The 14,276-nt window shown below is 71.3% G+C and carries 16 protein-coding genes and 1 pseudogene; 9 read left to right on the top strand and 8 right to left on the bottom strand.

Annotation, left to right across the window (positions count from 1 at the left end):
* Nucleotides 1-19: 19 nt before the first annotated feature.
* Nucleotides 20-454 carry a VOC family protein gene (locus ABIA38_RS13450; protein ID WP_424638809.1) on the top strand — a complete coding sequence of 145 codons (435 nt, stop codon included), beginning with the start codon at nucleotides 20-22 and terminating at the stop codon, nucleotides 452-454.
* Nucleotides 455-513: 59 nt separating this feature from the next.
* Here ABIA38_RS13450 and ABIA38_RS13445 read toward each other — a convergent pair whose 3' ends face one another.
* The 3 genes from ABIA38_RS13445 to ABIA38_RS13435 form a co-directional block, all read right to left on the bottom strand.
* Complete coding sequence (locus ABIA38_RS13445) at nucleotides 514-756, bottom strand: type II toxin-antitoxin system RelE family toxin (protein ID WP_424638808.1); 243 nt, start codon at nucleotides 754-756, stop codon at nucleotides 514-516.
* Complete coding sequence (locus tag ABIA38_RS13440) at nucleotides 753-1,040, bottom strand: hypothetical protein (RefSeq protein ID WP_424638807.1); 288 nt, start codon at nucleotides 1,038-1,040, stop codon at nucleotides 753-755. Before ABIA38_RS13440 ends, ABIA38_RS13445 begins: the two co-directional genes overlap by 4 nt.
* 197 nt (nucleotides 1,041-1,237) lie before the next feature.
* Nucleotides 1,238-2,011, bottom strand: a complete 774-nt coding sequence (locus ABIA38_RS13435; RefSeq protein ID WP_424638806.1) for a class I SAM-dependent methyltransferase — start codon at nucleotides 2,009-2,011, stop codon at nucleotides 1,238-1,240.
* Between the two features lie 235 nt (nucleotides 2,012-2,246).
* Here ABIA38_RS13435 and ABIA38_RS13430 point away from each other — a divergent pair, with 235 nt between their 5' ends.
* The 3 genes and pseudogenes from ABIA38_RS13430 (at nucleotide 2,247) to ABIA38_RS13420 (ending at nucleotide 5,852) form a co-directional block, all read left to right on the top strand.
* The gene (locus ABIA38_RS13430; RefSeq protein WP_424638805.1) at nucleotides 2,247-3,821 is read left to right on the top strand and encodes a purple acid phosphatase family protein; all 1,575 of its coding nucleotides are present in this window, start codon (nucleotides 2,247-2,249) and stop codon (nucleotides 3,819-3,821) included.
* Between the two features lie 104 nt (nucleotides 3,822-3,925).
* Nucleotides 3,926-4,408 (top strand): annotated as a pseudogene (locus ABIA38_RS13425) (SMI1/KNR4 family protein); the annotation flags it as partial.
* Nucleotides 4,409-5,027: 619 nt separating this feature from the next.
* Entirely contained in the window at nucleotides 5,028-5,852 is an 825-nt protein-coding gene (locus ABIA38_RS13420; RefSeq protein ID WP_424638804.1) for a hypothetical protein, read from the top strand.
* Nucleotides 5,853-5,914: 62 nt separating this feature from the next.
* On the opposite strand, the gene ABIA38_RS13415 is transcribed toward ABIA38_RS13420, so the two are convergent.
* Nucleotides 5,915-6,553, bottom strand: coding sequence for a LysE family translocator (locus ABIA38_RS13415; protein ID WP_424638803.1), 639 nt, complete (start codon nucleotides 6,551-6,553; stop codon nucleotides 5,915-5,917).
* 74 nt (nucleotides 6,554-6,627) lie between these two features.
* Nucleotides 6,628-7,455, bottom strand: a complete 828-nt coding sequence (locus ABIA38_RS13410) for a helix-turn-helix domain-containing protein (RefSeq protein ID WP_424638802.1) — start codon at nucleotides 7,453-7,455, stop codon at nucleotides 6,628-6,630.
* 142 nt (nucleotides 7,456-7,597) lie between these two features.
* Here ABIA38_RS13410 and ABIA38_RS13405 point away from each other — a divergent pair, with 142 nt between their 5' ends.
* Nucleotides 7,598-8,344: an NADPH-dependent F420 reductase gene (locus tag ABIA38_RS13405; protein ID WP_424638801.1), complete on the top strand. Its 747-nt coding sequence runs from the start codon at nucleotides 7,598-7,600 to the stop codon at nucleotides 8,342-8,344.
* A 153-nt stretch (nucleotides 8,345-8,497) separates the two neighbouring features.
* Here ABIA38_RS13405 and ABIA38_RS13400 read toward each other — a convergent pair whose 3' ends face one another.
* On the bottom strand, nucleotides 8,498-8,776 hold the full coding sequence (locus tag ABIA38_RS13400; protein WP_424638800.1) for a hypothetical protein: 279 nt from the start codon (nucleotides 8,774-8,776) through the stop codon (nucleotides 8,498-8,500).
* A gap of 137 nt (nucleotides 8,777-8,913) precedes the next feature.
* Here ABIA38_RS13400 and ABIA38_RS13395 point away from each other — a divergent pair, with 137 nt between their 5' ends.
* Genes ABIA38_RS13395 through ABIA38_RS13385 form a run of 3 tightly spaced genes read left to right on the top strand, consistent with a single transcriptional unit; the run spans nucleotide 8,914 to nucleotide 10,298 of the window.
* Nucleotides 8,914-9,093 (top strand): CopG family transcriptional regulator, encoded by a 180-nt coding sequence (locus ABIA38_RS13395; RefSeq protein WP_424638799.1) that lies wholly within the window; start codon nucleotides 8,914-8,916, stop codon nucleotides 9,091-9,093.
* 1 nt (nucleotide 9,094) lies between these two features.
* A complete protein-coding gene (locus tag ABIA38_RS13390) occupies nucleotides 9,095-9,448 on the top strand; it encodes a VOC family protein (protein WP_424638798.1) in 354 nt (117 codons plus the stop codon).
* Nucleotides 9,441-10,298: a class I SAM-dependent methyltransferase gene (locus ABIA38_RS13385; RefSeq protein WP_424638797.1), complete on the top strand. Its 858-nt coding sequence runs from the start codon at nucleotides 9,441-9,443 to the stop codon at nucleotides 10,296-10,298. The genes ABIA38_RS13390 and ABIA38_RS13385 overlap by 8 nt, the downstream gene beginning before the upstream one ends.
* A gap of 38 nt (nucleotides 10,299-10,336) precedes the next feature.
* Here the strand turns inward: ABIA38_RS13385 and ABIA38_RS13380 are convergent, their stop codons facing one another.
* Nucleotides 10,337-11,539, bottom strand: coding sequence for a cytochrome P450 (locus ABIA38_RS13380; protein ID WP_424638796.1), 1,203 nt, complete (start codon nucleotides 11,537-11,539; stop codon nucleotides 10,337-10,339).
* Between the two features lie 583 nt (nucleotides 11,540-12,122).
* Between ABIA38_RS13380 and ABIA38_RS13375 the strand changes: the two genes are divergently transcribed.
* Entirely contained in the window at nucleotides 12,123-12,323 is a 201-nt protein-coding gene (locus tag ABIA38_RS13375) for a BBE domain-containing protein (protein WP_424638795.1), read from the top strand.
* Here ABIA38_RS13375 and ABIA38_RS13370 read toward each other — a convergent pair.
* Entirely contained in the window at nucleotides 12,311-13,549 is a 1,239-nt protein-coding gene (locus ABIA38_RS13370) for a DUF418 domain-containing protein (RefSeq protein ID WP_424638794.1), read from the bottom strand. The genes ABIA38_RS13375 and ABIA38_RS13370 overlap by 13 nt on opposite strands.
* Between the last annotated feature and the right edge of the window lie 727 nt (nucleotides 13,550-14,276).

The following is a 14,276-nucleotide window of genomic DNA, read 5'->3' as shown; positions in this document are numbered from 1 at the left end:
CCGCGGCTAGGGTGATCCGATGGCATCGATCAGGCAGGTCCAAGTCACCTTCGACTGCGCGGAACCCGAGCGCGTCGCTCGCTTCTGGTGCGAGGTCTTGGGCTACGTCGTACCGCCGCCCCCGGAGGGGTTTGCCACCTGGGCCGATTTCGACCGCACGCTGCCGCCCGAGAATCAGGGTGCGGCGTTTGCCTGCGTGGATCCCTCGGGTGTGGGCCCGCGACTGTTCTTCCAGCGTGTTCCCGAAGGCAAGGTCGTCAAGAATCGGGTGCATCTCGACGTGCGGGCCGGCATCGGACTCGTGGGCGAAGAGCGCCTGGCCACCCTCGAGGCCGAAGGCGCCCGACTGGTCGCACTCGGCGCGGTACGCGTGCAACTACTGCGTGCCGACGGCGTCAACGAGTCGTGCCTCGTGATGCAGGACATCGAGGGCAACGAGTTCTGCCTCGACTGAGCGTTGGTCTCCGTCGTCGGCCGGGACGTGCCGACCCCGGCCCGGGTGGACGGGTCGGGTCAGGGCGGGCCCTGGACGCGTACGACGGAGACCACGCGGACGGTCGCGCCAACGTAGTACACAGTGATACAGCCGCCCAGAACCGTCTGACGGTAGTCGCGTTCCCGGATCGCCTTCGACCCCATGCCGTACGGGTCGCCGGCGAGTCGTGCGAGGTCGGCGTCGAACCGGCGGCGTATGTCAGCCGGCAAGGCATCGACGTTGGCCTGTGCCTCCCCCGAGTACTGCACCCTGTACGTCATCCGGGGCGCCCGTCGCCGGGATCGTGGAGGCCAACGAAGCTCGAGTGGTCGCCTGCGCGGAGTTGGGCAACCAGTGCGTCGTCCTCGGCAATGGCCTCGGGCGGCAGGCTCCACCTGGCCGCGACCAGAGGCACCTCGGTCAGGGGGACCGATCCCACGGCACGGTCGAACTCCTCGCGCCGGTCCTCGGGCAACGAAGCGCGGATGCCGTCGAGGGTGCCGGGGAGGTCGACGAACCTGCCTCCGATCCTGGTGCGCAGTACGTGCTCGGGCCGCGTATCCACATCGCTCCTTGAGGTCGGGTCGCCTGCCTACCCCCGCCAGTGTGCACCGCTCCGGGCGGCGCACGGTAGGGCGCGTTTCGCGGCGGGCAGCGCGCCCGGCGCCGCGGTTTCCCGTCGTGGCCCGGGGGCGAGGTGCGGGGCGTCGCCGGTGGCGAGGTGTCCGGAACCGCGGTGGGCGTCGAGTACGCGCGGCGCGGTCAGGAGGGCGCCGTTGCCTTCCGCGCCACCAGCAAGTCGACGACGTACGTCTCCTCGACCTTCTCGTCCGGGAAGAGTTCGCGCAGCCGGGTGCGTTCCTCGGTCACGAACGCCTCGGTGCTTGCCGGGTCCAGGACCAGGAAGGCCGAGTGGCTGCTCACGTTGGCCAGGTGGATGTCCAGCGGGACGGTGCGGCTCCAGCGCACCTGGCGGCGGCCGACCCGCAGGCCCGCGAAGCCGGCGAGTTCGGCGGCGCGGGCGTCGTCCGGGCGGGACGAGGTGGGCGGATCGACGCCGCAGTGCTCCGCGACCCGCTCGTTCTGGGCCACGATCCACGCCACGTCCTGGGCATCGGTGTTCCACCACACGGCCAGCGCGCCGTCCGGCCGCAACACCCGCAGCGCCTCCGGAACGGACCGGGCCGGGTCCGTCCAGTGCCAGGACTGGGCGTAGGTGATCAGGTCCCGGGACGCATCGGCCAGCGGCAACGCGTTGCCGTCGCCCCGGACGAGCGGTACGTCCGGCAACGCCCGCCGGAACTCCGCCGCCATCCCGGGCCCCGGCTCGACGGCGATCACGTCCGCGCCGCGCTCCCGCAGCAGCGTGGTGGCGATGCCGGTGCCCGCGCCGATGTCGGCCACCCGGGCGCCGGCAAGCGGGCGGCCCGCGAGTTCCTCGACGGCGTCCAGGAGCGCGGGCGGGTAGGAGGGACGGTTCGCCGCGTACTGGGCGGCGGCGGTATCGAACGACAGGGCACGCGGGTCGATGGTCATCCGTGCATTCTCCCCCCGCCGTCCCACGCCTGCCGAGCCCTTTTCCATCGACTTCCATCGACTTCCATCGACCGCGAACGCCCTTTACTCGAACGGCCGTTCGCCGAAATTGCCCGAAACACCCCATCCGGGGCCGACGTTCCCCTTCCGGACGTGATGCGTTCCTCCCCCGCCGGTGCTGCCGTCACCCGCAGCTGTGACCCTTCGGGCGATTCCCACGGCCCAGGAGGCAACAGTGGCACATCCCTCGCGCAGAACCGTTCTCCGCACCACGGCCGCCACCGGGGCCCTGGCCGCGGTCCCGGCCTCGACCCTGCTGTGGAGCCGGCCCGCCGTCGCGGACACGCGCGGACCCGAACAGGTGCACCTGAGCTACGGCAACGAACCGTCGCGGGAGATGACCGTCTCCTGGGCCACCGCAACCTCCGTCCAGCGCCCGAAACTGCGCCTGGGCACCGCGAAGGACGGATTCGGGCGGGTGCATCGGGCCGAGACCCGCACCTACGTCGACGGCCTGAACAAGGTCGAGACGTACACCCACCGGGTCCGCCTGCACGGCCTGCGGCCCGACACCGCGTACGTCTACGAGGTATCCCACGACGGCGCGACGGCGCAGCGCGGCACCTTCCGGACCGCGCCCGAACCGGGCCGCCGGGCCTTCCGGTTCACCAGTTTCGGCGATCTGGGCACCGGCTCCGGCGCGTTCAAGAAGTCGCACATCCACGGCGCCGCCGCCGTCCGGCACGTCGAGCAGTTCGCGCCGCTGTTCCACCTGCTCAACGGCGACCTCGCGTACGCCAACAACAACGCCGACAGCCAGCCGCAGGCCTGGAACGCGTTCATGAACAACATGTCCGTCTCGGCCGCAAATCGGCCCTGGATGCCCGCGCCGGGCAACCACGAGGTCGAGGCGGGCGGCGGCGAACTGGGTTACGCCTCCTACCACACCCGGTTCGACCTGCCGGACAACCACACCCGCGACTACTGCGGCAACTGGTACAGCTTCCAGGTCGGTTCGGTGTTGTTCGTCTCCGTCGACGCCAACGATCTCGCGGTGGAGGACGACGCCAGCCTCGATCCGGCCACGGGACAGTCGATCTACATCTCCGGCTACAGCGAGGGCGCCCAACTGCGCTGGCTGGAGCGCACGTTGGCGCGCGCCCGGGCCGGGCACGAGGTGGACTGGATCGTCGCGTCGATGCACCAGTTTGCGATGTCGTCCTCGGCCGGCAGTCACGGCGGCGACATGGGTCTGCGGGAGCAACTGCTGCCGCTCTTCGACCGCCACCAGGTCGACCTGGTGTTGTGCGGGCACGACCACGACTACGAACGCACCTACGCCGTACGCGGCACCGACCCCGGCAACCTGCTGCGGCCCAGTGTGGTCAGCGACGAGGTCCGCGACATCGACACCTCCAAGGGCACCGTGCATCTGATCCTCGGCGGCGGCGGTACCGCCTCGCACGACGACACCTACCTGCCGGACCCGGACGGCAGCGGGGTCCCGGAGGCGTTCGTGCGCACCGAACGGCTGACCTACAAGGCCGATCCGGACGCGAAGGAGAAGGCCACCTGGTCGGCGGTGCGCGACCCGGATACCGCATTCCCGTACGGCGTCGCGGTGTTCGACGTCGACCCGGGCACCCTGATCGGCGGCCGGACCACGATCACCGTCAGCTACTACCACACACCGTCGGCGACGCCGGCGAACCCGGTCCCGACCCCGGTGCTCTTCGACCGCTTCACCCTCCACCGGCTGCGCCGCGACTGTCGCACCCACCCGCGCGACCTGGCCACGGTCGCCGGCTGAGGCCGGTTGGGTCCCGCCCACGAACGAGCGTGTGGCGGCGGTCGGTCGGGCCGCCGCCACACCGCCACGCAAAGGGGTCGGTCGTGTCGGTCCTCGCCGCGAGGATGGGTGGCATGGCCGATGTTGCGGAGTTCGACTGGCGGGCGTTCCTGGTGCGGTGGAGTGCGGAGTGGGCCGACGCGGCCGGCCCCGACGATGTCCTCGGCGAGGAGGACGAGCAGGCGCTGCACACCCGTTGGCTGGGATTCGACGGTGCCCCCGAGGCCCGGATCGCCGCCGCCGAGGCCCGGTTGGGGTGCCGATTCCCGCCTTCGTACCGGGAGTTCCTGGCCGTCACCGACGGCTGGCGGCACGCGGGCGGGTTCGTCTACCTGCTCGGCGGGACGGACGGGGCGCGGTGGTACGAGGACGAGTTCGGGCTCGGTGAGCTGTTCGGAGAGGGCGTGGACGAGGATTCCCCGGCGGAGCTGCGGCTGTCGGCGGGGATGTGGTCGCGGGCGTTGCAGGTGGCCGTGGAATCCGACATCACGGAGGTCCTGCTGGACCCGGGCGATGTCGACGCGGCGGGCGAGTGGGCGGTGTACCGCTATTCGAGCTGGTCGGGTAGCCCGCCGGAACGGTTCGCGTCCTTCCGGGAGTTCATGTCGGCGATGCATCGTCAGTTCCACAGTCTGCGGGCGGGCCGGGATCCGGAGCGGCCGTTCGTCAATGCCACGACACGGGAATTGGACGCGGCACTGGCGGAGGCCCGACGGGCGGCGCTGGATGGGGAATACGAGCGGGCGGAAACGGAATTCGCCCGGGCGCACGACTATGGACGGCCAGGGGCCGAGGTATTGCACGCACAGATCCTTCGACTGCGCGGCGACACCTACCGCGTCGACTTCGCGGCGCCCGCCGTCGACCCGCTCTACGCCCCGGAGTTCCTGCCCGCGCTGGCGGGCATACAGGTGCGAAACCACCGGCACGACACGCTCTGGGACCTGCACCTGCGGCCCCTGTCCGGGACGGCCCGCGCGGCGGCGGATGAACTGCTGGGCCGGATGCGTGACCTGACCTACCGTTACACCGCGCCGGGCGCGTTCGGCCGGGCCGTGGACGCCGCACGGGAGCAGGCGCGCTGGGGCCGAGACCGACCGGGCCTGGCGGACCCTGCGCGCGGCGCTGCCCGAGTGGGAGCCGCTCGGGCCCGACCACATCGCCCCCGTGGCGCTGCTCGAAGACCCGCTGCTCGGACCGCTGATCACCCCGGAACGCGGCCTGGAACTGCTGGCCACACCCCGGGGCGGCGGAACCGGCGACACCCCGCCCGCAGCGCCGGACCTCGACCCCGAGGACCTGGCCTGGCTGGCCGAGCCCGACCACAACGGGCGGGCGCGCGGATACCGCTTCGTCCTGGTCGAGGGCGCGACACCGGCCGAACTCCCGGCGTACCTCGGCGCCGACGAGAACGCGGCGCCACATGTCCCGATGACACGCTGGGAAGCCGAGAACGCGACGCGCACGAGGGAGAATTCGTCGTACCGCGATCTCGCGCTGGTCGCGATCGGGCGGGCCGCACCCGGCTGGAGCTTCGCGTTCGACGCCGACCCGAGTCCGTTCCACGCCGCACGGTTCGTCTCCCCGGCCGGCGCCGCGTCCCGGGCCGGCCGGGCCGTGGTGGTGTGGTGTGCTCCTGCGCAACCGGCCTGGTCACCCGAGGTGTTCCACCTGTCGGTGGCGGAGGGCGGCGGGGAGCGCTACGCCTGCACGGTACACGGCACCGAAATCACCCGCAGCGGCGAGATCCCGGCGACGTTGGATCCGGAACGGCTGTTCACGCGAGGGCCCTCCGGCGGCAGCGGCGAGGAGGCCGAAGAACTCGTCGGGCCATCGGGCCGACTGCGCGCCCTGGAGGCGATCACCGCCGAATTCGGCGTCACCCTGCCCCGCTTCGCACTTACCCAGGGTCGCCTGCACACCCTGCACACCCGCTCCTGGACCCGCCCACCGGGTCCGGGCGAAAGCTACATGGTGATCAGCCTGGGGTAACCGCGTCGACCGTCGGCGGTGCGGTCGAGCAGTGCTGCGGTGATGCAGTGGTGCAGCGCTGCCTACTCCCTACCGCCCGTCACGGCGATGCTCACCCCGAGCCCGATCATCGTCACCCCACCGATGCCGCCGACCCTGGCCAGCCGTCGGGGAGAGCTCGCGAACCAGGTCCGGGTGGTGGCCGCGACCAGGCCCCACACGGTGTCGGAGGCCACCCCGATGACGTTGAAGACCAGGCCGAGCAACAACATTTGACCCAGCACGTGGCCCTGGTCGGGGTCGACGAACTGGGGCAGTACGGCGGCGAAGAACACGATGGTCTTGGGGTTGGTCACACCGACCGCGAACCCCTCCCACAACGTGCGCAGGCCGCCGCGCGCGGGAACGGCATCGTCGACCGCCGCCTGCAACGACCCGCGCGCCCGGAACGCCTTGACGCCGAGATACACCAGATAGGCGGCGCCGATCAGCTTCAGCGCGGTGAAGATCACGATCGAGCGCTCCACGACGGACCCGACGCCGAGGGCCACCGCCACCACGAGCGTGTACGCCCCGAGCGTGCTGCCCAGGACCGTGGTCAACGCGGCCCGGCGCCCCTGCGCCAACGCTCGGCCGATCACGAACAGCACGCTGGGGCCGGGTATCACGATCAACAGAAACGACACGGCCGCGAACGCCAACAGCCGATCCATGGACACCATGCACCACATGTAGCACGACGACCACCCACGTCCCCAGCCCCGGCACCGGTCGGGTCGGGTCGGGTCGGGTCGGCCTACCCGTTCGCCAACTCCCGTAGCGCCCGCTCCGATGCCGAGCCCGGTTCGGCAGCGAAGGCGTCCAGGCCCCAGCAGGACCGGTCGTCGGGGAGGGCGATCAGCTCGCCGTGGAGGGTCAGTTCGCCCACTTCGGGGTGGTCCAGGACGTAGACGCGGTCGCGGACCTGGGCGACCGGGTGTTCGGCCCACATGCGGGCGAAGTCCGGGCTGAGGGCGCGCATGTGGTCGAGGTGCGCCGCGAGTTCGGCGTCCCCGCGATACCGGCCGAGCAGTACGCGCAGGTGCGCCACATGCCCGCGGGCCGCACGTTCCCAGCCGGCGCGGCGCAGTCGTAGGTACGGCTCGGTGAACAGCAGGTGCGACGTCGTGCGGCGTTCCGGCGGCAGGGCGGGGAAGTCGCCGAACACCGCCACCGCGAGCCGGTTCCAGCCGAGGATCTGGGTGTGCCGCCCGACCAGCAGCGCCGGCGTCAACACGAACGACTCCAGCAGGTAGCGCAGGCCCGGACGTACCTCCGGCGAGGTCGCGGCCCCCGGACACGGCCGGGGACGGCGGGCCGGCCGGTGCAGATATGCCGACTCGTCCGCGTCCAGGCGCAGCGCCGTGCCGATCGCGTCCAGGACCTCCGCCGAGACGGCGTCACCCCGGCCCTGTTCGAGTCGTGTGTAGTGGGCGATGCTCACCCCCTCCAGCCGGGCCAACTCCTCCCGCCGCAGCCCCGCGACCCGGCGCGCCCCGCCGTAGTCGCGCAGTCCGACATCGGCCGGCCGCAGGCGCGCCCGGCGGGACTTGAGGAAGTCGCTCAGTTCGGTCCGGTCGTCCACGCGACGACCCTACGCCCGGGCGCGCGATGGGTGATCACGCGGTGAGTACGCAGCGCACGGTCCTGGTCGGCACGTTTGCCACGCCGCACGCTGGGTCGTGACACCCGTCCGAAAGCACAAAACGAACGAACGGAACCAAGCCATGCCCCCAACGCTCGGCGTCATCGGCAGCGGAATGGTCGGAACCTCCGTGGCCCGCCTGGCCGTCGCGGCCGGCCTCGATGTCGTCCTCGGCAACTCGCGAGGCCCGGAATCCCTCGCCGATCTGGTCGCCGACCTCGGCGAGCACGCCCGAGCGGGCACCGCCGCCGACGCGGCGCGCGCCGGCGACCTGGTGGTGGCGGCGATCCCGCTCGGCGCCTTCCGACACCTCCCCGCCGACGCGCCGGCCGGCAAGACCGTGTTGGACACGGCGAACTACTACCCCGAACGGGACGGCCGGCTGCCCGAGTTGGATGCGGGCGAGCTGACCTCCAGCGCGCTGATCCAGCGTCACCTCGCGGGTTCCCGGGTCGTCAAGGCGTTCAACACGATCACCCCGCACCAGCTGTTCTCCCTGGCCCGCCCCGCCGGCGCCGCCGACCGCAGCGCCCTGCCGATCGCCGGCGACGACCCGGAGGCCAGGATCGAGGCCGCACGCCTCCTGGACATCCTCGGCTGGGACACGGTGGACACCGGTACGCTCGCGGCCAGTTGGCGCAGCGAGCCGGACACGCCGGTGTACGTGCGCCCGTACCTCGGCGAGATTCCCGCCGTGAGCCTCGACGAGTTCTTCGCCTGGACCGGCCGAACCCCCGGCATCCCCGTGTCTGCCGCGCGAATCGCCAAGCTCGTCGAGGCCGCGGTCCGCCGACCGGCGGGCGAGGCCAGGATCCCCGGCGAGGACTGATCCCCCGAACGCCGGTGACCCCAGGGTCGTTCACCCGAGGGCCGTTCATCCGAAGGGGGCGTCGCCTCCGCCGAGGACTCGTCGGTGGAGGCGACGCCGGGCGACGGCCCGGCGGCCGGGCGCCGTGGGCCGTCGCCGGTCGGAGTGGCTACTTCACTTCACCCACAGCTCGTAGTTCTCGAACTGACCGCCGCCGGTGCACTGGTACGTCGACCAGCGGTGCGCGTTGATCCCCTGGTTGCCGGTGTCGTTGCAGGCACTGGCCCAGTAGTAGTCGGTGATGTAGGTGTAGCCGGGACTGGCCGGCGGGTGGCAGGGATGGTTGCAGGTCACCGTCGCCGGAGCCGCCTGGGCGGGGAGGGTGCTCAACACGGTGCCGACGAGCACGACGCCGCCGGTGACGAGCCCGAGCGCGAGGTTGCGAAGACGCATGATGATTTCCCATCGCTGTACGAAACGCGGACATCCCGTACACGCTCGGTGACGACTTCCCGTATGACACGAGTAATGTGACCTGAGTCACACACAGTATCCGCAAGGCAAAGCAATAGCTTGCTAGCATCGACGGCGTGGGCGACGAAGAAGTCAAGCAGTTCAACGTCTACCTGCCGATCTCACTGATCAAGCAGGTGAAGCATCGGGCCATCGAGTCGGAGCTGTCGCTGTCGGCGCTGGTCGCCGCCGCGTTGCGCGCCTACCTCGACGAGTCCCCCGAGCAGCCGCCGCCGGCGACGGAGAAGGAGATCTGAGATGAGCACCGAAGGCATCGAAGCGGTATTCCTGGAGACCCACAACTGGGGCAAGTCCGCCAAGTTCTTCCAGGCCCTGGGCTACGAACTGGACTTCGCGACGGACCACAACTCGGGCCAACTCCGCAACGGCGACGGCCCCTACCTGTTCATCGCCGAGGTCCCCGAGGACCGGGAAACCCGGATCGGGATCGCCCTCAAGGTGGCCGACGCGGACACGTTCCACGCGGATCCCATCGTGGACGTCGTCACCGCCTTCGAGGACACCCATTTCGGGACCCGCGAGATGACCGTGCGCGACCCCGACGGGCGCATCTGGCACCTCCAGGCACCGGCGGCGAACCCGCATGACTGACGCGCATACCCCGGAGCCGGACGGTACGGCGGTCCGGGTCGCCCTGTGGCGGGCCCTGCATGTGCGGGTCGACGCCCCGCCGCACGTCCTCGACGACGAGCTCGGCCTGCGCCTGGCCGCCCCCGACGACGACCGGCTCCGACTCCCGGACATGGATCCCGACGGCACCCGCCACTACCGGGGCGGCGTGCTGGCCCGGGCCCGGTACATCGAGGACCTGGTGCTGGAGCAACTCGGGCACGGCGTCGACCAGTACGTCATCCTCGGCGCCGGCCTGGACACGTTCGCCCAGCGCCGGCCCGAAGTCGCGGCCCGGCTGCGGGTGTTCGAGGTCGACCGGCCCGGCCCGCAGGCCTGGAAACGCCGCCGCCTGGTCGACCTGGGCCTGGGCGTTCCCGACGGGCTGCACCTGGTGCCGGTCGACTTCGAGGCGAACGAGTCGTGGTGGGCGCAGCTGACGGCCACCGGATTCGACCCGGGCCGACCCGCCGTCGTCGCGTCCGCCGGCGTCAGCATGTACCTCACCCACGAGGCGAACGAGGCCACGCTGCGGCAGATCGCCTCGCTCGCCCCCGGTTCCACGCTGGCCATGACGTTCCAACCACCCCTGGAACTCCTCGACGAGGAGGAACGCCCCGGCCGCCTGGCCGTGGAGAAGGGCGCCCGCGCGTCCGGCACACCGTTCCTCAGCTTCTACGCCCCGGACACCATCCTCGCCCTGGCCGACCGGGCGGGCTTCGCCCGCACCCGCCACGTCTCGGCGGCCATGCTCAACGCCCGCTACTTCGCCGACCGCACGGACGGCCTCCGCACGTCCAACGGCGAGGAGTTCCTGATCGCCGGCACCTGACCCGAGGCACCGCGGCAACGGCGGCCGGGCCGGCGGAGTCACCAGGCAACCGGCAACTCCCGTACGCCATATACGGCCGACGAGGTACGGAAGCGGAGGTCGGTTCGGGAGGAAGCCGGGTGCAGGGTGGGGAATTTGCGGAGCAGCGCCGGGATGGCGATGGTCAGTTGGGTTCTGGCCAGTTGGGCACCGAGACAGTGGTGGATGCCGTGGCCGAAGGCCAGGTGGGGGGTCGATGGGCGGTCGAGGTCGAACCGGTCCGGGTGATCGTGGGTGGTTTCGTCGCGGTTGGCGGAGGCCAGGGAGATGACCACGTGGTCGCCGGCGGCGATCGTGGTGTCGGCGATCGGTACGTCCGCCAGGGCCGTTCGGGGCAGGGCGTACGGGATGATGGTCAGGTAGCGGAGCAGTTCCTCGACCGCGTTGGGGACCGCCGTCTCGTCGTCGCGCAGTCGGGCCGCCGCGCTGGGGTCGCCGAGCAGGACGAGGGTGCCCAGGCCCAGCATCGCGGCCACGGTTTCGTGTCCGGCTTCGAGCAAGTGGTTGGCCAGGCCGATCAGTTCGGCGTCGGTGAGCGCGTCGGCGTGGTCCCGGACGAGGGTGCCGATGATGCCGTCGCCGGGCTTGTCGCGTTCGCGGGCGACGAGGCCGGCCATGTACTCGCGGGCCTCGGCCGCCGTGGCCGTCACCTTCTCGGTGGGTTGGGCGAAGTCGAGCAGCGTGCCGGTCCGGCGTTGGAAGCCCTCGCGGTCGGCGTAGGGCACGCCGAGCAGTTCGCAGATCACCAACGAGGGTATCGGCAGCGCGAAGTGCGCGATCAGGTCGACCGGCGGGGTCAGCCGGGCCATCGTCTCGAGCACGTCGGACACCAGGAGTCGGATGTCCGTACGCATCTGCCGTAATCGGCTCGGGGTGAACGCGCCGACCAACAACCGCCGTACCCGCGTGTGTTCGGGGGGATCGAGCCTGAGCAGGTTGCCGACCCGGCGGGCCTCGAGATCGGCGTCGCGCGGGCGCAGCAGGTCGGGGGTGCTCGCGGTGGTGAATCGGCGGTCCACGAGGACCTGTCTGGCGTCCTCGTCGCGGGTGATCAGCCACAACGAACTCCCGTCGGGGAGCGGCACCTTGGTCACCGGGTCGGCGGCGCGCAGGTGCCGGAAGACGTCCGGTGGGTCGAACGGGCGGTCCCGGGGACGGGAATTCGGTATGGGTACGGCGGCGCTGTCTCCGGACACGGACATACGGCTCCTCGCGAGCGGTCGTCGGGCGGTCGTCGGGCGGTGGTCGGGCAGTGGTCGGGCGGTGGTCGTCGCCCGGTCGCTCGCCGGATCGCCAAGGGGAGGGCATGCGGCGTACCCGACGGGGAGGGCGCGACCGGGACACCCACCGAAAACGTTCCGGTGTTTCCCCGGTAGGGGGCGCGCTATGCACCCAAGACCCGGCGCATGGACGGCTCGTCGGGTCCGAGGCAGGCGCCGGACGGTACGCCGTGGGCGTGCCGCCGACGCACGGCCGGTGGCGAAATGGGCGGTACACGAGGATCCGGCTCGTGGAGTCGGACGCACGGTGGCGCGGTCGCTGGTGCCGCGCCACCGTGCGCCCGACCGCCTTCGGACCCGTCACCGTCCGCCCGGACGAGATCCGCTGCGGCGGCCTGCCACGCGGCCGCAACTTCCGCTTCGTCGGCCCGCCCCGACGAGATCCGCGTACTCGGCTCGACCGATCAGGTCGTGCGCGCCACCCGGGACGCGATCCGCGGCGGGCGGCGCGTCGCGGTCCGCAAACGGCGGCCATTGTTTCGAGAACCTCACCACCGACCCCTCCGTGCGCGTCCCCGTCGTCGACCCGGCCGAGCCCGTCTGGAACACCTCCGGCACCGCCTGGCACACCCTGTACTACCGGGACGGTTACCCCCGCCTGCAACGCGTGCAGGCGCGCCGGGACCCCCGCGACGTGTTCCGGTACACGCCGGCCGTCGACCCCCCGCATGACCCTCCCCGATCCGCGCGGGCCTACTTGACGTAGCGGGCGAGCTTCGTGGCGCTGTTGAGGAGGTATTCCAGGGGGCCTCTGCGGAAGTAGCGCAGCCAGGCCACGGCGAACAGCGCGGCCACCACGCAGAAGCCGAGCAGGGTGGACAGCGAGGAGCCGGGGACGTCCCGGATGTCGAGCAGTCGGATGCCGACGATGTTGAGCACGTACGCGGTCAGAGACATGGTGCCCACCGCGATGATCGGGCGGGCCGCTCGGCGTACGCGCGGGAGTCGGTCGATCGCGAACAGACAGCCGACCAGCACGATCAGGGCGACGCCGGTGGCGCCCAGGATGGAGAAGGTGGTCTCGCTGTGCGGTGAGCCGGCAGCCAGCCAGCCGGCGGGCGGGCTCTTCGGTGGGAAGCCGGCCGTGTCCGACCACCAGGCCGAGGTGGGCGCGTTGTACCCGGCGCCGCCGGTCTCGCCGATGGTGTCCACGGCGTCCGGGAACAGCCGCAGGGCCAGCCAGGAGCCGCCGTGGCCGAGGACGACCAGCGCGCCGCCGACGGCGGCCAGGCGCAGCCGCACGGCGGTCGAGCGGAGGTCGAGTCGGGCGGTGGCCATGCCCGCGATGACGAAGGAGATCCAGCTCAGGGCCGGGTAGTTGCCGGTGAACAGCAGATCTAGGAAGCCCTGGGTGCCGCTGATCCGGGCGAACGGATCGTAGCGGATCACACTCTGCGCCCAGTTCCCGTCGTGGATGGACGCCTGGACCACGTGCAGCACCTGTGGCAGCACGAGTGCGGTGCCGGCGGCGATTGCCGCGAGCGTGCCGGCGCGCAGCCGATACAGCGGCAGCGCCAGCACGAAGTACAGGCCGTAGAAGGCGAGGATCACGTCGACGGGGGTGCCGGTCTTGGTCAGCGCCGTGCCCACGACGATCAGGACGAAGGCGCGGATCAGCACGCGGCCGATCGCCTGCCGGCCGGCGCGGCCGGTCAGTGGCCGCTCGCGGCCGGTGATCAGGACGAGGGAGAAGCCGGCCAGGAAGGCGAACAGGGCCGAGGCTCTGCCGTGTGTCAGCTCCATCACGAAGCCGGTGAGCCCGCCTTCGGCGGGGTCGGGTCCCACGTGTGCGGCGTACATCCCGAAGACGGCCAGCCCGCGGGCGAGGTCCACGCCGACGAGTCGTTTCGAGGACGAGCTGCGGTGCGGTGGCAAAGGTTCCGGTAGAGGGCACTGGGCCGCCGGCTCGACCGGCGAGGCGTTGTGCGTCATGCCCCCAGTCTGTGGCGCGTCCGCCGTTCCCATGACCGGGTTGCGCTCGTTGGGCGTCAAGAACCATGGATTCGAGGGTGCTCCCGCAGGTTGCGTGGCCATCGTTCGACCCGACGTTGAAGAGTGGGTGAACTCGTCTGGGCCGGTTGGCACTTCGCCGACCTGCCGATGTGTCGGGTCGAGTCCGCGGCGGGCGGCCCGGGACGGCCGCGCCGCGCTGGACGAAACTGCGGCCCTCGACATGCCGAGAAACAACCGAGAGGCAACCGTGAGGGAGTCTTTACACGCCAGTACGGCCCCTCGACGGCCCCAGGCGAGATTTCATGCCCCCCGGATGGCTGGATCTCACTCCCGAGACCACGCGTCGGCTACGCTGTGTGGGTGAGCGACTCCATCAGGTCAGGCGACACGTGTCGATTCGCGCCGCCGGGACGACCACGCTCGAACTCCCCACCCGGTAGGGGTTCGACCCGCCGAAGAGGCCGGGCGCGGCGACCGCGCCTCCCGACGACCCCCAGGTGACGGGGTTGGTTTCGGCTCCGCCGCACGGTCGCCGAGGGACCCCCTAGAGAACCCCCGAGGGGCGCTCCCCTCGTCCCGGATTCGGCCCCGGCGGGCGGATTGCGCCCGCCGTTCGACCCGATCGGGCGAAGGGTCACCACCCGGTCACCGTCCGTGTTCCCACACCCCTGCCAACGGGCCACCGCACGTTGGCTCGTAATCACCT

Origin of the sequence: Embleya sp. AB8, assembly GCF_049739465.1 — a bacterium.
Lineage (GTDB): Bacteria > Actinomycetota > Actinomycetes > Streptomycetales > Streptomycetaceae > Embleya.
This window is presented reverse-complemented; position numbering and strand designations above follow the sequence as displayed.

Coding starts and splice junctions, on each gene's coding strand:
- ABIA38_RS13370 (WP_424638794.1), bottom strand. CDS start 13,549: ATGACGCACAACGCCTCGCCGGTCGAGCCGGCGGCCCAGTGCCCTCTA.
- ABIA38_RS13415 (WP_424638803.1), bottom strand. CDS start 6,553: ATGGTGTCCATGGATCGGCTGTTGGCGTTCGCGGCCGTGTCGTTTCTG.
- ABIA38_RS13390 (WP_424638798.1), top strand. CDS start 9,095: ATGAGCACCGAAGGCATCGAAGCGGTATTCCTGGAGACCCACAACTGG.
- ABIA38_RS13380 (WP_424638796.1), bottom strand. CDS start 11,539: ATGTCCGTGTCCGGAGACAGCGCCGCCGTACCCATACCGAATTCCCGT.
- ABIA38_RS13385 (WP_424638797.1), top strand. CDS start 9,441: ATGACTGACGCGCATACCCCGGAGCCGGACGGTACGGCGGTCCGGGTC.
- ABIA38_RS13400 (WP_424638800.1), bottom strand. CDS start 8,776: ATGCGTCTTCGCAACCTCGCGCTCGGGCTCGTCACCGGCGGCGTCGTG.
- ABIA38_RS13405 (WP_424638801.1), top strand. CDS start 7,598: ATGCCCCCAACGCTCGGCGTCATCGGCAGCGGAATGGTCGGAACCTCC.
- ABIA38_RS13435 (WP_424638806.1), bottom strand. CDS start 2,011: ATGACCATCGACCCGCGTGCCCTGTCGTTCGATACCGCCGCCGCCCAG.
- ABIA38_RS13445 (WP_424638808.1), bottom strand. CDS start 756: ATGACGTACAGGGTGCAGTACTCGGGGGAGGCACAGGCCAACGTCGAT.
- ABIA38_RS13450 (WP_424638809.1), top strand. CDS start 20: ATGGCATCGATCAGGCAGGTCCAAGTCACCTTCGACTGCGCGGAACCC.